Source organism: Rhodococcus marinonascens NBRC 14363, assembly GCF_001894885.1.
Taxonomy (GTDB): domain Bacteria; phylum Actinomycetota; class Actinomycetes; order Mycobacteriales; family Mycobacteriaceae; genus Rhodococcus_F; species Rhodococcus_F marinonascens.
Genome location: NZ_BCXB01000023.1, coordinates 1 through 14,894 on the forward strand (window position 1 = coordinate 1; position 14,894 = coordinate 14,894).

At 64.2% G+C, this 14,894-nt stretch carries 19 protein-coding genes; 9 read left to right on the plus strand and 10 right to left on the minus strand.

Annotation, left to right across the window (positions count from 1 at the left end; all coding sequences use genetic code 11):
• Positions 1 to 320 precede the first annotated feature (320 nt).
• Both RM2_RS16140 and RM2_RS25670 read left to right on the plus strand, forming a co-directional pair.
• On the plus strand, positions 321 to 800 hold the full coding sequence (locus RM2_RS16140) for a DUF4192 family protein (protein WP_072690581.1): 480 nt from the start codon (positions 321 to 323) through the stop codon (positions 798 to 800).
• A gap of 107 nt (positions 801 to 907) precedes the next feature.
• Positions 908 to 1,042 (plus strand): hypothetical protein, encoded by a 135-nt coding sequence (locus RM2_RS25670; RefSeq protein WP_281250424.1) that lies wholly within the window; start codon positions 908 to 910, stop codon positions 1,040 to 1,042.
• Positions 1,043 to 1,275: 233 nt separating this feature from the next.
• Here the strand turns inward: RM2_RS25670 and RM2_RS16150 are convergent, their stop codons facing one another.
• The 3 genes from RM2_RS16150 to RM2_RS24580 all read right to left on the minus strand — a co-directional run bounded on the left by RM2_RS16150 (position 1,276) and on the right by RM2_RS24580 (position 2,671).
• Entirely contained in the window at positions 1,276 to 1,737 is a 462-nt protein-coding gene (locus RM2_RS16150) for a YncE family protein (RefSeq protein WP_245814000.1), read from the minus strand.
• Between the two features lie 131 nt (positions 1,738 to 1,868).
• Complete coding sequence (locus RM2_RS16155) at positions 1,869 to 2,426, minus strand: DUF4913 domain-containing protein (protein ID WP_307718092.1); 558 nt, start codon at positions 2,424 to 2,426, stop codon at positions 1,869 to 1,871.
• The gene (locus RM2_RS24580; protein WP_169846746.1) at positions 2,426 to 2,671 is read right to left on the minus strand and encodes a hypothetical protein; all 246 of its coding nucleotides are present in this window, start codon (positions 2,669 to 2,671) and stop codon (positions 2,426 to 2,428) included. The genes RM2_RS16155 and RM2_RS24580 overlap by 1 nt, the downstream gene beginning before the upstream one ends.
• Before the next feature lie 74 nt (positions 2,672 to 2,745).
• Between RM2_RS24580 and RM2_RS16160 the strand changes: the two genes are divergently transcribed.
• On the plus strand, positions 2,746 to 3,168 hold the full coding sequence (locus RM2_RS16160; RefSeq protein WP_072690583.1) for a putative antibiotic biosynthesis monooxygenase: 423 nt from the start codon (positions 2,746 to 2,748) through the stop codon (positions 3,166 to 3,168).
• Here the strand turns inward: RM2_RS16160 and RM2_RS16165 are convergent.
• Positions 3,114 to 3,629 carry an SRPBCC family protein gene (locus RM2_RS16165; RefSeq protein WP_072690584.1) on the minus strand — a complete coding sequence of 172 codons (516 nt, stop codon included), beginning with the start codon at positions 3,627 to 3,629 and terminating at the stop codon, positions 3,114 to 3,116. The two genes, RM2_RS16160 and RM2_RS16165, sit on opposite strands and share 55 nt — an antisense overlap.
• A 319-nt stretch (positions 3,630 to 3,948) precedes the next feature.
• Positions 3,949 to 5,076, minus strand: coding sequence for an RICIN domain-containing protein (locus RM2_RS16170; protein WP_169846747.1), 1,128 nt, complete (start codon positions 5,074 to 5,076; stop codon positions 3,949 to 3,951).
• A gap of 940 nt (positions 5,077 to 6,016) precedes the next feature.
• Between RM2_RS16170 and RM2_RS16180 the strand changes: the two genes are divergently transcribed.
• Positions 6,017 to 7,477 carry a DUF5691 domain-containing protein gene (locus RM2_RS16180; protein ID WP_072690587.1) on the plus strand — a complete coding sequence of 487 codons (1,461 nt, stop codon included), beginning with the start codon at positions 6,017 to 6,019 and terminating at the stop codon, positions 7,475 to 7,477.
• 72 nt (positions 7,478 to 7,549) lie between these two features.
• Here the strand turns inward: RM2_RS16180 and RM2_RS16185 are convergent, their stop codons facing one another.
• From RM2_RS16185 to RM2_RS16200, 4 genes are all read right to left on the minus strand, one after another.
• Positions 7,550 to 7,753 (minus strand): hypothetical protein, encoded by a 204-nt coding sequence (locus RM2_RS16185; RefSeq protein WP_072690588.1) that lies wholly within the window; start codon positions 7,751 to 7,753, stop codon positions 7,550 to 7,552.
• A gap of 195 nt (positions 7,754 to 7,948) precedes the next feature.
• A complete protein-coding gene (locus RM2_RS16190; protein WP_072690589.1) occupies positions 7,949 to 9,076 on the minus strand; it encodes an acyl-CoA dehydrogenase family protein in 1,128 nt (375 codons plus the stop codon).
• 8 nt (positions 9,077 to 9,084) lie between these two features.
• Complete coding sequence (locus RM2_RS16195) at positions 9,085 to 10,260, minus strand: acyl-CoA dehydrogenase family protein (RefSeq protein ID WP_072690590.1); 1,176 nt, start codon at positions 10,258 to 10,260, stop codon at positions 9,085 to 9,087.
• Positions 10,261 to 10,425: 165 nt separating this feature from the next.
• Positions 10,426 to 10,881 (minus strand): hypothetical protein, encoded by a 456-nt coding sequence (locus tag RM2_RS16200; RefSeq protein WP_072690591.1) that lies wholly within the window; start codon positions 10,879 to 10,881, stop codon positions 10,426 to 10,428.
• A 189-nt stretch (positions 10,882 to 11,070) separates the two neighbouring features.
• Here RM2_RS16200 and RM2_RS16205 point away from each other — a divergent pair, with 189 nt between their 5' ends.
• Genes RM2_RS16205 through RM2_RS16225 form a run of 5 tightly spaced genes read left to right on the plus strand, consistent with a single transcriptional unit; the run spans position 11,071 to position 13,570 of the window.
• Positions 11,071 to 11,532 (plus strand): Asp23/Gls24 family envelope stress response protein, encoded by a 462-nt coding sequence (locus tag RM2_RS16205; RefSeq protein WP_072690592.1) that lies wholly within the window; start codon positions 11,071 to 11,073, stop codon positions 11,530 to 11,532.
• Positions 11,529 to 11,843, plus strand: coding sequence for an Asp23/Gls24 family envelope stress response protein (locus tag RM2_RS16210; RefSeq protein ID WP_072690593.1), 315 nt, complete (start codon positions 11,529 to 11,531; stop codon positions 11,841 to 11,843). Before RM2_RS16205 ends, RM2_RS16210 begins: the two co-directional genes overlap by 4 nt.
• Positions 11,840 to 12,019: a DUF2273 domain-containing protein gene (locus RM2_RS16215; RefSeq protein ID WP_072690594.1), complete on the plus strand. Its 180-nt coding sequence runs from the start codon at positions 11,840 to 11,842 to the stop codon at positions 12,017 to 12,019. The genes RM2_RS16210 and RM2_RS16215 overlap by 4 nt, the downstream gene beginning before the upstream one ends.
• Positions 12,012 to 12,995: a DUF6286 domain-containing Asp23/Gls24 family envelope stress response protein gene (locus RM2_RS16220; protein WP_072690595.1), complete on the plus strand. Its 984-nt coding sequence runs from the start codon at positions 12,012 to 12,014 to the stop codon at positions 12,993 to 12,995. The genes RM2_RS16215 and RM2_RS16220 overlap by 8 nt, the downstream gene beginning before the upstream one ends.
• Positions 12,992 to 13,570 (plus strand): Asp23/Gls24 family envelope stress response protein, encoded by a 579-nt coding sequence (locus RM2_RS16225; protein WP_072690596.1) that lies wholly within the window; start codon positions 12,992 to 12,994, stop codon positions 13,568 to 13,570. The genes RM2_RS16220 and RM2_RS16225 overlap by 4 nt, the downstream gene beginning before the upstream one ends.
• A 125-nt stretch (positions 13,571 to 13,695) precedes the next feature.
• Here RM2_RS16225 and tuf read toward each other — a convergent pair whose 3' ends face one another.
• A complete protein-coding gene (gene tuf / locus RM2_RS16230; protein ID WP_072690597.1) occupies positions 13,696 to 14,886 on the minus strand; it encodes an elongation factor Tu in 1,191 nt (396 codons plus the stop codon).
• Positions 14,887 to 14,894: the final 8 nt, after the last annotated feature.

Sequence of the window (14,894 nt, forward strand, 5' to 3'; positions counted from 1 at the left end):
AGTCCGGGTCGGGGAAGCGATCCGGTGGTAGTGCGCCTTCGGCGCACCCCGATTCGAGCTTCGCTGCGCTCCGCCCCGACAAGAGCATTTCCTTTTCCCTTCTGGCTTTCCGAGTCTCGCCGGGCCGGTCCTCCGCGCAACCGCCGGCGCCTACGCCGGCCCAGAGGGCTCCGAAGGCTTTTCTCCCACGCTGCGCTCCTCCGAAAACTCTCCGACCCGCCAGTTGCACTCCGTCCCTACTCCCGTCGGACCTCTCCCATGCCAGAAGGGCAAGAAAATTGGCGGGCCGCCCGGGCCTGCCACCGACCGGAGGGGCCTTCATGACCAACCTGATTCGCATCCGCACTGCCGGAGAGATCATCGCCTCGATTCCCGTGGCGCTCGAATTCATTCCCGCACGATCGGTCATCGCACTCCTGCTCGCGGACACGAAGAGCATCTCCGCGGTCCGTGTCAATGCTGACGCCGACGGCGCAGCCGCACAGATCACCGAAGTCGCCCAGCGGCAGGGCATCAACACCGTGGTGCTGGTTGCAGTCGCAGACCCCGATGTCACCGGCGACGCGTTACGCACGCTCGAGGCGACCAGGGACGCGCTACACGCCACCGGAATTGCGATTGGCGGCGCGACGACCAGCTCGCCCAACTTTCAGACACCCAGCTCGGCCTCCTCCCCGACACGGACGCTACGAAAACCGCTACACCCGCCCCGGCGGGGGGTGGACCCAACACCATCGACCAGGCCAAAAGCGTATTCGACTCGATCGGCCGCGGACTCGCCCAAGCAGCCGGACCGGTAGCCGGCGACGACGACGTCGCCGCCCCTCTCGCACCGGTCAACCTCACCCAACTGGGCGAGGAAATCGCCAACCTGGCCGCCAGCATCGCCCCCGCGATGAAGGCAGCCATGTCCAGCCACCCCCGCACCATCAAAGAACTCCTCAACGTCGAACAACGCCCCGACGAACAGAATGAGATCGCGTTCGAGCAGGACACCGAACTCCACCGACAGGCCGACCGCGACACAGCGCACACACTCTAGGCCCCCACCCCGATGCCGGCAGAAACCGAAAAAAGAGGTCGCCGCACCCTGCTGATCCGAGAACATTTCCCGGATCAGGGCCGACAGGGAACATTCCTTGTCGAACACGGCAGTGTGCGGCGACCTCTTTCTCGTCGCGGCAGCAGTGTAGAACGGGCCTGCAACACGGTCGGCCGCCAGTTCACCCGACCACCGCACGACTCACGTCAACGAACCGGATGACGCCGCCACCCTCACGGTCGAGGTGGCGGCGTCATCCGGCTAAACGGTGCCGTTGTCAGCTGAACGCGCTGCCTGCACCCGAGCCGCTGCCGGTCAGCGACCCGAAGTCGAGGCACAGCGAGCCGAGGCACTGGTCGATGGCGATCACCGACACCGAAGCGCCGAATATGTTGGTGACGTAGGCGCGTTTCCCGTTCGGGGTGATCGCCACCCCGAACGGGGCGTCCCCGACCGGGACGGTGTCGACCGATCACCGACACCGAATCATCGGCACCGTTGGCGACGTAGGCGTGGGATCCGTCCGGGGTGATCGCCACCCCGACCGGGGCGTCCCCGACCGGGACGGTGTCGACCACCGTGTTGCCGGCGGTCTCGATCACCGACACCGAATCGTCGCTACCGTTGGTGACGTAGGCGTGGGACCCGTCCGGGGTAGTGACCGCCACCCCGACCGGGGTTGCAGCAGTCCACAAGGGGAATGAAGCTTCCTGCAACGTGCACCGGTCTGCGCGGCGGACGAACTTGCGCCCGAGCTACCTGGAGTTCTCGTATCCCGTGACGAGTCGTTCTGGACCGAGAACGCAGTGAAGCGCCGGTGCGGTGCTCAGTCGGCGACCAGGGCGGGCAGCAGTTCCGCGGGTACGGGCTGGTGTGGGAGGGCGGGCCACCCGGAGAATGATCCGTCGGGTTTGGCGTGGGCCATAGGACCGGTTTCGCCGTCGAGGATCACCCGTAGGTGTGGTTCGAGGTGGTGGATCCACCAGGAGGACATTGCGGATGCCTTGTCGGAGACGCGGGCTTCCTCCCACGCGTACCAGAGGGATTTGAGGCGGGCCGCGACTTCGGGGTAGAGCCACCAGCGGTCGTCCCAGGCCAGTCCGCCTTCGCCGCCGCCGGCACCCAGGCGGCGGCGGATGACCTGGGTGAAGAAGTCTTCGACCCACTCGACGACGCTGCCGTACATCGGTTCGACCTCGCCGCCCTCTCCGCCCTCGCTGCCTTCGACGGTTTCGTCGGCGGCCGTGGTGGATTCGGGGTTCTCGTCCTCGTCGGGGTCGAGGGTCGGGTCCTCGTCGGCGGCGGTCGGGTCGTAGTCATCCGGGTTCTGGTACCCGGTTTCGTCGGAGGTGTCCCAGCCCTCTTCTACGGTGTCGAGTTTCATCAGGGTGTTCCTTCCGCGAAGAATTCGGAGTCGAAGATGTCGTCGAGGCTGCGGGCGGGAATGGGTGGGCCCGTCTGCCCGTCGACCTGATGGGTGGAGAGTGCGCCGAGGTTGTCTTCGGTGGGAGCGTCGATGCGCGGTATCGGGCCGGTGACGTCCGTCGTCTCCGCACGGTCGGAGATCCCGACCGGGAGTGCCTTCTGCTCCACCCGGCAACACATTCCGGCATTCCGCTCCGTTTCCATGACCAATGACCTCGAAACCGCTGGTAGTTTAAGATGGTACGAGTAATGGACAAGCGAGAACCGAGGTTACGACGATGGCGAACGTCGCCGATGGTGCCCGCGCGAGCGAACTGGTGGACGACGTCACCACGACCATCGTGCGCCGAGTCCTCGCAGGTTGCGACTCGGAATTCGCTGATTGGATCCAGACCGGCCTCGGACTGGCCCGGTTGTTCCCCGGCTTCCTCGGCGGAGGATGGCTCAAGGAAAGCAGTGTGTCCGACGTGTGCGTGATCGTACTGAAGTTCGAAACCCGAGCTGCGCTGGATAACTGGCTTACATCTTCGCTGCGGGCCGGATGGCTGCGGACCGGCCGGAACATCGCCGTAGACACACCGGCCGAGCAGGTGTCACGCATGGAGGGAATGTTCAAACGCCTCGGCTCCGACCTCCGCAACAACGGTCAGGTCGAATCTCCCGGAATCATCGCCCCGGACGGCATCCCCTCCCCCAAGTAGGTCTGGTAGAGCGGTCTCCACTCCGAAGACATTTCGCCGCGGTGCCCGGACACGTCCGATCCGTCCAGGAACCGGTTCAGGTCGGTGAGACACACACTCCATCCGGCGGCGATTCGCGCTGCGGTGTTTCGCACCTCCAGGACGTTGACAAGCGTCAGCGCGCAACCCTCGGCGGTGGGTTCTACCTCGAAATGGATCTCGTCGCCGCTCCACGTGAACGCGAGGGTGCGCGGGGCGCTGTACACGAGGACAATCCCCGTTTCGGGATCAGCGTGTTGATCCGGGAAGAACTCGATATCGCCACCGGCATAGGGATCGATCCGAACGCGCGATGGGAACCAGTGCGCAAGTTCGTCCGGCTCGGACACAGCCTTCCACAACGTCTGCTTGGAGCACTGATACGCGCACCTGAACCGCACGGCGGGACGCCCCTTGAACTCGAAGTACCTTCCGCGGATCACCGGCCCTCCTCGAGGTAGTTCCTCATGTCAGCTTGACACGAGAGACCGCCTTACTTGGGGAGGTTGACGGAGATTCGGTGCGCCATACCGGAGTTGTGAGGTGCGACCCACGGCTCACGTAAGGGAGACCCCCTCCTTCTAGGAGAGAGCCTGGGCGTTCGGGTGCCCTGCGCCGTCAACGACGACGCTCGCCATCAACCGATACATGGAAGCACGAGACGCCGTCGGGGTAACGTCACCCGACGGCGTCTCACTCTGCCCGCTTGACAGATTTCGAGATGTGCGGCACCCGGAGGATGCCCGGCATCCGCCTGATCAATCAGGCCATGTTCCATAGTTGATTGGCGTGTTCGGTGCACGGAGCGAGCTGCACAGGGGTGCCATTGGCAGAGAAGCTATCTGCCACCTCGAGGCATCTGCTGCCGGTGGAGGCTTCGACGATAGGGCCACCCCGTTGGCTACCGTCGGTGACTTCGGGGAAAAATACCCATTGTTGGTTCTGGTTCCCGGAACAGATACCCAACTCGACCGGGGTGACGCCATCGGCGCTGGGATCATCGCCGAACTGCCCTGAGCCGACGTTGAGTTTCTGCAAGCACATCCCGGAGGAACCGACAATCTCACGTGAGAACGCATCTGAGCCGGTTACCGCCCACTTCTGGTTCGGTCCGCCGTGTGGATCCCATATCTGTATCCGAGAACCGACGTCGGTTCCCTCGTCGACCACATCCAATACCCGACCATCCAACCCGTAAATACTGGCGACAGAGAGGTCGTCGGTGGAGTTGAGGCTGTCGTCGGTGGAGTTGGGGAGAACGGGAATCGTTGTCAGCGGCTGACCACCGACATTCACCGTCGAGGTTGGAGTATCCCGAGGTGAGCAGCGGATACTGTGATTGCTGAAATTTTGGTTGCCAACGATCTTACTTCCGTCAGAGTGTCCGTCCTCATATCCATGATCTGTTTGGAAGGTGAAGAAGTTCTTCGGGCTCTGATAAGCGTCCGCTCCGACATCGCCGGGATTGCCGACCGTACTGCGCAGGGTCGGTTCAATCGTGGTGGCGTCCGCATCGGCCATGACTGTCACCTCGATGGCAGGAAAATCAATTTCCTGTCGTGAAGCGCCCATCTCGGGAGTGGCTAGTCCGAGCCTCTTGTCGTGCCCCCAGTCTGCGGACAGAGCATTGGGCCCGTTCCCCGTCGGGGCCGCCGACGTTCCTTCGGTGATGTTGCCCACCGACAGCCTCAGCACAGTCCCGTTCTCAACCTCCTCGCCGTCGGTGTTCACGCGAAGCAGGTCAGGCGCCTCGCCATCGACCTCCTCGCGAAACACGCCATGCTTCTGGTCATCGGTGACTGTGGCGCCGCCGATATTCTTGTTCATGTCGTTGCCCGCCGTAGCCCTGACGAACGTCGTTCCCGACGGGATATCGATGTCATACTTCATCCGAATCCAGGAGGTGCGGTCATCAGAAGACCCGGTGACCGAGACGCCGGTAGGGTCTTTCGACCTCATCCACACCGAGTCGGGTTGGATTCTGTAGGTGAACTGTTGCCCGGGAGCCACCGTGGTCGGCGCGGTGATCGATACCCCCAGTCGCTGGTGGCATTCCCGTCCTTTCCGATGCCGAAGGGATTGTATCGACCGTGAGATGACCAGCAACTGGTCGTGAACTTCACGTCGGTGGTCTGCACGTCCGCCCCGGAAGGTGCGTCGTCTGCCGATGCCAACCCGCCTGGGAGCATGAACGTTCCCGCGGTCAGGGTGATCGCGGCGGCGATCGTCGGCCACTGCCTGGCTGTCTTCATCTTTCCTGCTCTCTTGCCGAGTAGTACAGAAAGGGAAACTGTCGCGTGGGTGCGAAAACGGTGCGCAAATTGCTCAGTGGTGGTGAAGGCACGATCCTCCCTACGGCCCACTGCGACAAAATCTATAGCCAAGCGAAAGGCTTAGATATCCCCCGAACAGCCTCCACATCGGGGGAGCTTGGCGTCCCCCGATCGGACCCGATGGAAGAACCATCAATCCGGTTCTGCGACGTGCGAGTGCCCGACTCGGTCGGGGACCAGGGATCAGGCGAAGCGGTTCGGAGTGCTCGGTGAACGGCTTCGCGGCGCAGCCTGGCGATCAATGTCGCTGCTTCTTGCCAGACGCACATCGCCGCCCAAGCCCTGCGCCACTTGGCGAGGAACGCTGATTGTGACCTGAAACCATCACACCCAGCCCGAATACGGCTTAGCTTGACCCCCTGAGACGTTGTCTCCTGGGGCGCGCGAGCGGCACATGAGAAGCGAGTCGGCGACCGCCCCACGAAGATTTCACGGCAGCACCGCCGAAAGGTGCGCGTCCTTCCTCCCCGTGCGCCGCAACAGCCTACGGTGGCGAAGTGACGTCGCCTTGGTCGGAAGGACGGGCCGCATCGGTTTCCCCCGATGCTCGCTCGCTCATTGCCACGAGCAAGCTATCGACTTCGCGCGCACAAACCGGCAGCACGTGCGATGCGTTCGCGAGCGAGCTGTTCGGACGACGGGGCGAATGGTCTGCCGGATCCGGCGCCGTGCCGCACGACGACGATTCGCGGCATCAACTACCACCCGCTGCCGCATCCCATCTGATGAAGTTGCTCGCCGCGAAGTCGTGGACGCTCCCGGAGTGGTTCGCGGCGGCGGCCGAGCGCGGATACCGGGCGCCGGACCATCTCGTCGAGGACCTGATGGCAATCGCATCCACCAACGAGATGCACCGCGAGAACATCCTGCGACTGGTCGGCCCGCGCGGCCAGTGGCTCGCCGCCCGAAACCCGGATTGGGAGATGCTCATCCGCAGGACAGATCGCTCCGACGTGTGGACCCACGGCTCACACCCAGAACGCCTGCAATGGTTCACCACGATGCGTGCAGTCAACCCGGCGGCCGCGAGGGCCGAACTGCACCGCACGTGGGACTTCGAGCGGGGCGAGCACCGAGCGGCTTTCATCGCGGCATTCCGGACGGGACTCGGCAACTCTGATGAGGCACTGCTCGAGCACGCACTCGACGATCGGCTGGAAGAGGTACGCCGGCACGCCGTCCAGTTTCTCTGGCGGCTACCTGACTCCGCGTACGCCGCACGAATGGCGGCCCGCTCCCGGGCGTGGGTGCGGGTGGAGACGAAGCCAGTGCGCACTCGTCTCGCAGTGAATATGCCTGGTTCCCTGGATGATTCAGCACGTCGGGATGGCATCGAGGAATTCCACTACAAGAACAAGGGAATCCGTACCTGGTGGTTACGCATGGCCGTTACGGCTGCTCCGCTGTCGTTGTGGGAGAACATGATCGGTTCGGCCTCCGCGGCATTCGAAATTCAGATCGAGGATCAGTGGCGCGAAGTGATGATGGAGGCGTGGACCAACGCCGCGGTGCTCCAGCATAATCCGCAATGGGCCTCCGCATTGCTGCACCGGGAGGGCCGGAAGGCTGAACGGCGCGTGGTTTCCATAGTCCCCGCCCGCGAACGACTGGAATACATCCTGTCGGGGCAGGCCGACTCCTACCTGCTTGGAGTCGACGGTATCGCCCTATTCGACGGTCTCCCTCACCCCTGGCCGCTCGAACTCGCGAGACGGATGATCATCCGTCTCGAGGACGTTGCGGACAGACACGCCGAAACAGGCACCGATCTCGGGCCACTCTCCCGTCACAGCCACTATTCGATACTCCGCAGCGCCGAGACCCACTTCCCTTTCTCCGCAGTGCCACTGCTCCACGCGGCCGCCGTCGGCACCCGTGACCACGGCTGGCGGCAAGCCTTCTCCACGGCGGCCGCCAACATCGAACATCGCAAGACAGGGCTGAGGGAACTCGAGTGATCGAGAATATCCGCTCTCAGAGCGGTCTCCAGATGAGGCAGTCTCCGGACGAGCCGAGACGGACGTTGCGGCTCAGCCGACGGCCATTCGGCGGTCACTGGGCAGTTCCGGATGTGCGTCGGCACGGATCCTGAGCAGGACAAGACCGGATACCGACGCGACGATCAACGACGCGACGGTCCCGTGGACGTGCAGTTCGGAGATTCCCATCCCCGCACCGACGAGCCCGACAACGAGCAAGCTCCACATGATCGCTTTGACTGGACTGGACCCCATAACAGCGCTCCTCCACCGGGATGACCTACATCCCTCGTGAGTTCGAAGACGGTGTTTCGCGCCGAACGTTAGCCGCATCACCTCCGGGGTCCCTGTGCGACACGTCGAATGCGCTCTATCCGATACCAATCCGAGACCAACACCATATGGATACTTCTCGACCCACCGTGGTCGAGAAGTACCCACGGGCGGGTGCTAGATGATGCTCACAGTCCCCTGCGAGACTGCTGACGCGAGCACCCGCAGGTGGTCGTCGGAGCCGCCGAGGGTGTGCTCGATAGCGGTCAGCCTGCTCAGATAGTGACCGACGGGGTACTCGGCAGTCATGCCGATCCCGCCGTGCATCTGGATCGCCTCCTGCCCGATCTCCCGGCCGGAGCGGCCGATCTGCAGCTTGGCGCGGGATGCAACCACCGCGTCCACTGTTCCGTCGGCCAGCGACATGGTCGCGTAGAGGCTCATGCTGCGGGCCAACTCCAGCAGCACGTACATGTCGGCGGCGCGATGTGTGAGAGTCTGGAACTTCGCGATCGGGACGCCGAACTGCTTGCGGGTCTTCAGGTACTCGGTCGTCAGCCGTAGCGCTTCCTCCATCGCACCGACTGCCTCTGCGCACAGTGCGGCCTGCGCCCGGATACGGGATTCCTCAATCGCCGGCGAAGCGTCACCGCCCTCGCCGAGAGACTCGGCCACAGTGTTCGAGAGTTCGACCTGCGCCGCCCGCAGTCCGTCGTGGGTGGCATATGCGGTGCGGGTGAGCCCGGGTGCGTCGGCATCGACGAGGAACAGCCCGAGACCACCGCTGGGGAGAGTCGCGGTGACGACGAGCGCGTTCGCGTTCCCGCCCTGCGCGACAGGGTTCTTGATTCCCGTCAGGGTCCAGGAGTCACCGTCCTGCACCGCCGTCGTGGACACTCGGGTGGACGGCCAGCGCACGCCGGGCTCCCGGTCGGCGAATGCGAGCAGGAAGTTGCCCTCGGACACCTCGGGGAGAATTCGGCGACGCTGCTCCTTGCTACCTGCCGCGGCGATCAAACCGCCCGGCACGAGCACCGCGTCGAGGACGGGTTCAGGGGCCAGGCGGCGACCGATCTCGGTCATCACCGCTGCGACCTCGACGGGTCCGGCGCCCATTCCGCCGTCTTCTTCGTCGAAGCTCAACCCTAGCAAACCCACCTCAGCTAGCTGCTTCCACACTTGCGGGCTCCAGCCCTGCTCGGTGTCGGTTACTGCGTTGCGCTTCTCGGTATCGTAATTGCGTACCAGCAGTTCGCGAGTGGTGTCGCGCAGCAGCTTCTGTTCGTCGGTCAATTCGAAGTCCATGTCACGCCTCACAATCCGAGGATCGAGGAGGCGATGATGCTGCGCTGCACTTCGCTCGATCCGCTGTAGATGGAAACCTTGCGGTAGTTCATGTAGGTAGGGGCAGTCTGCTGCGCCCACAGTGGTGAGGAGATGGCACCACCAGCCCTGACGGGGAGGGAATCCTGCCCGGCGACGTCGGCGAGCAGTTCGAGCGTGGCCTGCTGCAGTTCCGACCCACGCAGCTTCAACAACGACGACGCCGGGTTCGGCTTGCCGTCAGCCGAACTGGCGACGACGCGCAACTGGGTCAGTTCGAGCGCGATGATCTCGTTCTCGAGTTCCGCGATCCGCGCGGCGAACAGCGGGTCGTCGAGGAGCGTCCCCGCCCCGACCGAGATCTCGGCGGCGCACTCCTTCGCCTGCGCAAGCCGGACTTTGGAGAATCCGAGACGGGTGACTCCGGTGCGTTCGTTGCCGAGCAGGAACTTGGCGTAGCTCCAGCCCTGATTCTCCTCGCCGACAAGGTTCTCGGCGGGCACGCGCACGTCCTCGAAGAAGACCTCGTTGACCTCGTAGCCACCGTCGATCAGCTTGATCGGGCGCACCGTGACTCCGGGCGTCTTCAAGTCCACCAGAATGAACGAGATGCCGGCCTGTCGCTTGGGGGCATCGGGGTTGGTCCGGACGAGGCAGAAGATCCAGTCGGCGTACTGCGCAAGGGTGGTCCACGTCTTCTGACCGTTGATCACGTAGTCGTCGCCGTCACGAACGGCGCGGGTCTTCAGCGATGCCAGGTCGGAACCGGCCTCCGGCTCGGAAAAGCCTTGACACCACCAGATGTCGAGGTTGGCCGTTGGGGGAAGGAACCTCTCCTTCTGCTCCTGCGAACCGAATGCCGCAATGACCGGCCCGACCATCCCAACATTGAATGCGAGCGGCTCAGGGACCGATGCGAGCTGCAACTCGTCGAGCCAGATGTGCTGCTGCACCGGCGTCCAGTCCCTACCACCCCATTCCACTGGCCAGTGCGGCGTCGCCAGCCCATGCGCATTGAGGATTCGCTGGGCCTCGGTGAAAGCCTCTTTCCCCACATGTTCGCCGCGCGCGTAGCGCTCGCGGATCTCCGCCGGAATCTGTGTGGTGAAGAACGTTCGCATCTCCTCGCGGAACGCCAGCTCCTCGTCGGTCAAGGCCAGATTCATCGGACTTCCTTCGCACTCGAGGTCAGATTCATGTTCTGATCCAGACCGTACCCTGACCGCCCCCGATTCACCACGGCATCCCGGGGCGATTATTTCGTCCACCTCAATTCCGCTGTCGGGACCACTCAGGTGTGGCCACCGCCCGCCGGTCGGCGATCCGACGGGTCAGTTCGTGCGGACGACGAGTAGGAAAGCACCGCCGGCGGCATCGACCTCTGCGTGAACGCGCAGTTCCGGCGCGAGGCGGGACAGTCGATCGAGCAACCACTCCGACGCCTCCTCTGCGTCCAGCCTGCTCGGGCATCGAGCCACCGCGACACGTCCACCCTTGCGGCCGAGTTGTTCGACCACACCGATGATTGGGGCAGGGTCGACGACGAACAACCGGTCCGGCCACGGCACGACCGGCCTCACAGCACCCTTCTTGGTGTTGCACGCACGGTGAGCGAGCCGCTCCACTCCGCCCTTGGCCTTCGCCTTCGCCTTCGCCTTCTTCGCGGTGACCACACTGTCGATACTGGGGCCGCGCGGATCGTTGACCGACATGTCGGGGTCCACCGGTTCGTCACACAACCAGCAGTGCCACGACTCGCGGTCGCCTACCTCTCGAAGAGTGCTCATGGGCGCAAACGCTACCCGCGGCGGTCTGGTGTGCCCAGGTCAGGCTGACCGCTACCGGTTCACACGAATCAAGATTATTGCGCCGACATCCTGTAGATCCGCAGCGGGAAAGAGGCGTGGGAGGCCCACGCGTACCGGCCACGATCACTACTGTGGAACACAGGGCAGGCAACTCGAAGGGGATCGACGATGACCAGCGACTCAGGCGAACGCAGCCGTGTGCAATTCGGTGCCGGAGCGATGCCGGAACTCATGAGTTCCGAAGGGCGGACCATCATCGCGGACGCCGTGGTCGCCAAGATAGCGGGGATTGCTACACGAGAGATCAACGGCGTCTACGACGTGGGGGGAGGCACTGCTCGTGCCGTCGGCGCCCTGCGTGATCGCATCCCTGGCGCCCGCGTCAACCACGCCCAAGGCGTGGCCGTCGAGGTCGGCGAGAAGCAGGCCGCCATCGACATCGGCATCGTCGCCGAATACGGTGTTGCGCTCCACGAACTGGCAGTCGGTATCCGCCGCAACGTGATTACCGCCGTCGAGCGGATGACCGGGCTCGAGGTGACCGAGGTGAACATCACCGTCTTCGACGTCATGCTGTTCGAGGAATCCGAGGCCGGGTCAGAACTCGATACCAAACCGAGGGTGCAGTGACCGGTGCACCGTCGCCGGGAACCGACGGTGAAGACCTCTCCGAACGTATCGTGGCCGCCGTTCTTGCAACTCCGGGCGTTGCCGCCATGCACGGGGGCGCGTTCGGTGAAGTGGCGACCTACCTTCCGGGCCGGCGTGTGACCGGCGTGACCGTGGGCCCCGCGTCTTGCGCCGTCCACCTCGCGGCGCGCTACCCGGCAAATGTGGTCGAAACCGCCGAAAGAGTACGGGCCGCAGTGGAACCGCTGGTGAGCGTCCCCGTCGACGTGACCATCGAAGATCTCCTGACAGAGACAGGACAAAGTCAATGAACAGCACAGTCACCGGCTTGATCGTCGGATTACTCCTGGCAATCGCAGGCATCCTCGGCGGATTCAGCGGGTTCGTATTCGCTGTGCTACTCGGCGCCCTCGGCATGGCTGTGGGCGCACACCGCGATGGTCACCTCGACCTCGGCGCCATCCTGCGAAGCCGCGGCCGTGGCTGAGCCCTTCGCCGCCAGTCCCTCCACCGAACCCCACAACGACACGGCGTTCGAGGAAGCCGACTCGCGCGGCGCTGTGGTCATCAAGGAGCGCGCCATCGTCAAGATTGCCGTCGCCGCAGCGCTCCAGGTACCCGGCGTCGTCAAGCAGTCGGGCGGACTGTCCCGGTTCACCGGACGAGACCTCCCCCGCGCCGACGTCTCGACCGGCGCCAACGCTGTTGCCATCAACCTCTACATCGCGGTGGGATGGCCGTGCCGACTCGATGTCCTCAACCGCCGACTGCGCGGAGAAGTTTGCCATCAGGTCGAGCAGATGACCGGGATGCCGGTCTGCGAACTCAACATTGTGGTTGCTGGAACAGAATCTGCTGCAACCGAGGAACTTTCACCAGATACCCTATATCCGGAGCAAGCCGATTCGACGACGTCACCCATTCGGGCGGTACCCGTCCGGCCACGCACGCCACGGGCAACACCCGCCGCCGTGCCTGCTGCCGTCATCGTGGCCATTACAGCCCTCGGCCTCGCCGTCGTCGCGGGGCGTGAACTTCTCATCATGCGCGGCACCCTGGGCAACGCACCCTGGATCCGCAACACCGCCGAATGGCTGGGGCGACTCCATTGGTCCGACTGGATAGTCCCCGTGGCGACCTGCGCGGTCATCGTGGGGATCGCGTTCATCGTCGCGGCCCTCAAGCCCCGGCCGTGCACCCACCTGCCACTGAAAATCGGTGACACCCCGACCGTCTGGCTACGGCCCACGGACCTGGCCCGCAATACCAGCAGCCACGCCGGCACCGTTCCCGGCGTGCTGTCGGCGCACACGACCGTGGATCGCAGGCACGTCACGGTCCGAGTGGTGCGCAACGAGGCAGCATCCGCCGCAGATGTCACCACTGCTGTCCGCGAGTCCGTCCAGCCGACGTTGTCGTTGCTCGGCACCTCGCCTGAACTGCGAGTGCAGGTGAGGTCATGACGCATCGGACCGCCGCCGTCAATCGGCTGATCGTCCTCGTCGTCGGACTAGCACTCCTCGGGGTCGGCGGTTACGCCATAGCTTGGGACCTGAAGGTGCCGATCGTGCGCGAATGGGTGTCGCGATACGACCGCGACCTGGTCAGCAGATTGCCCGAACAGGGTTGGTGGGTGTGGGCACTCGTCGCCACGGTGGTCGTGGGACTGGTGTTCGGGATCATCCTGCTCGCCCTGGACCTGACCCGGCGACGCACCTCCCCCGTCGCCGTGCCGGACCCGGAGACGGGCACCTACGTGACAGTGGACGTCAATTCCATCGCCGGCGGAGTGTCCAGCGAACTCGCCAAGTATCCCGGCGTCCGGCAGACACGGGCGCGGGCCGTGATCGAACGCGGACTCCCCACCCTGTTGATCGTCGTAACCGCCGATCCAACTATCAACATCGCCGACTTCACCCGCGCATCAGAGGACATAGCGGCCTGGGTCGAGTCGACGATCGGTGGCGAGCAGGTCGCCACCCAGGTCCTGCTCCATCTCGACCGTGCCGACCATCCGGCGGCACACGTCGAACTGTGAGGAATGGCGGTAGACCACCGCCCGCCTTCAGAGAAGCCGCAGTTCGGAGAAACGCCAATAGCGCCCACCCCGGAGGGTGAGCGCCATTGGCGTTGGTGCCTACTTGGTGATCGCGTAGGCGGTGCCTACTTGGTGATCTTCGTGACCTTGCCGGCGCCGACGGTGCGGCCACCTTCGCGGATAGCGAAGCGCAGGCCCTCGTCCATGGCGACCGGCTGGATCAGCTTGACGAACATCTCGGTGTTGTCACCGGGCATGACCATCTCGGTGCCCTCGGGGAGGGTCACAACGCCCGTCACGTCCGTGGTGCGGAAGTAGAACTGCGGACGGTAGTTGTTGAAGAACGGCGTGTGGCGGCCGCCCTCGTCCTTGGACAGGATGTACGCCTGACCCTCGAACTCGGTGTGCGGGGTGGTGGTGCCGGGCTTGACGACAACCTGTCCACGCTCGACATCTTCGCGCTTGATGCCACGAACCAGCAGACCGACGTTGTCACCGGCCTGGCCCGAGTCGAGGAGCTTGCGGAACATCTCGATACCCGTGACCGTGGTCTTGGTCTTGGTCTCCTTGATGCCGACGATCTCGACATCCTCGTTGACGTTGACCGAGCCACGCTCGATACGACCGGTGACAACGGTGCCACGGCCGGTGATCGTGAAGACGTCCTCGACCGGCATGAGAAAGGGCTTCTCGGTCTCGCGGATCGGATCCGGAATGGAGTCGTCGACAGCCTTCATCAGCTCGAGGATGTTCTTGGTCCACTCCGGGTCGCCCTCGAGCGCCTTGAGTGCGGAGACCTTGACCACCGGAGCTTCCTCGTCGAACTCCTGCGCAGCGAGGAGTTCACGGACCTCCATCTCGACGAGTTCGATGATCTCGTCGTCGTCCACCATGTCGGCCTTGTTCAGGGCGACGAGGATGTACGGCACGCCGACCTGGCGGGCGAGCAGCACGTGCTCACGCGTCTGGGGCATCGGGCCGTCAGTGGCCGCGACCACGAGGATAGCGCCGTCCATCTGCGCGGCACCGGTGATCATGTTCTTGATGTAGTCGGCGTGGCCGGGAGCATCGACGTGCGCGTAGTGGCGCTTCTCGGTCTGGTACTCAACATGCGAGATGTTGATCGTGATACCGCGAGCCTTCTCCTCAGGAGCCTTGTCGATCTCGTCGAAGGCCGAGGCCTCGTTGAGATCCGGGTACGCGTCGTGCAAAACCTTGGTGATGGCCGCGGTCAGCGTGGTCTTGCCGTGGTCGACGTGACCGATGGTGCCGATGTTCACGTGCGGCTTCGTCCGCTCGAACTTCGCCTTCGCCACTTTGTGTC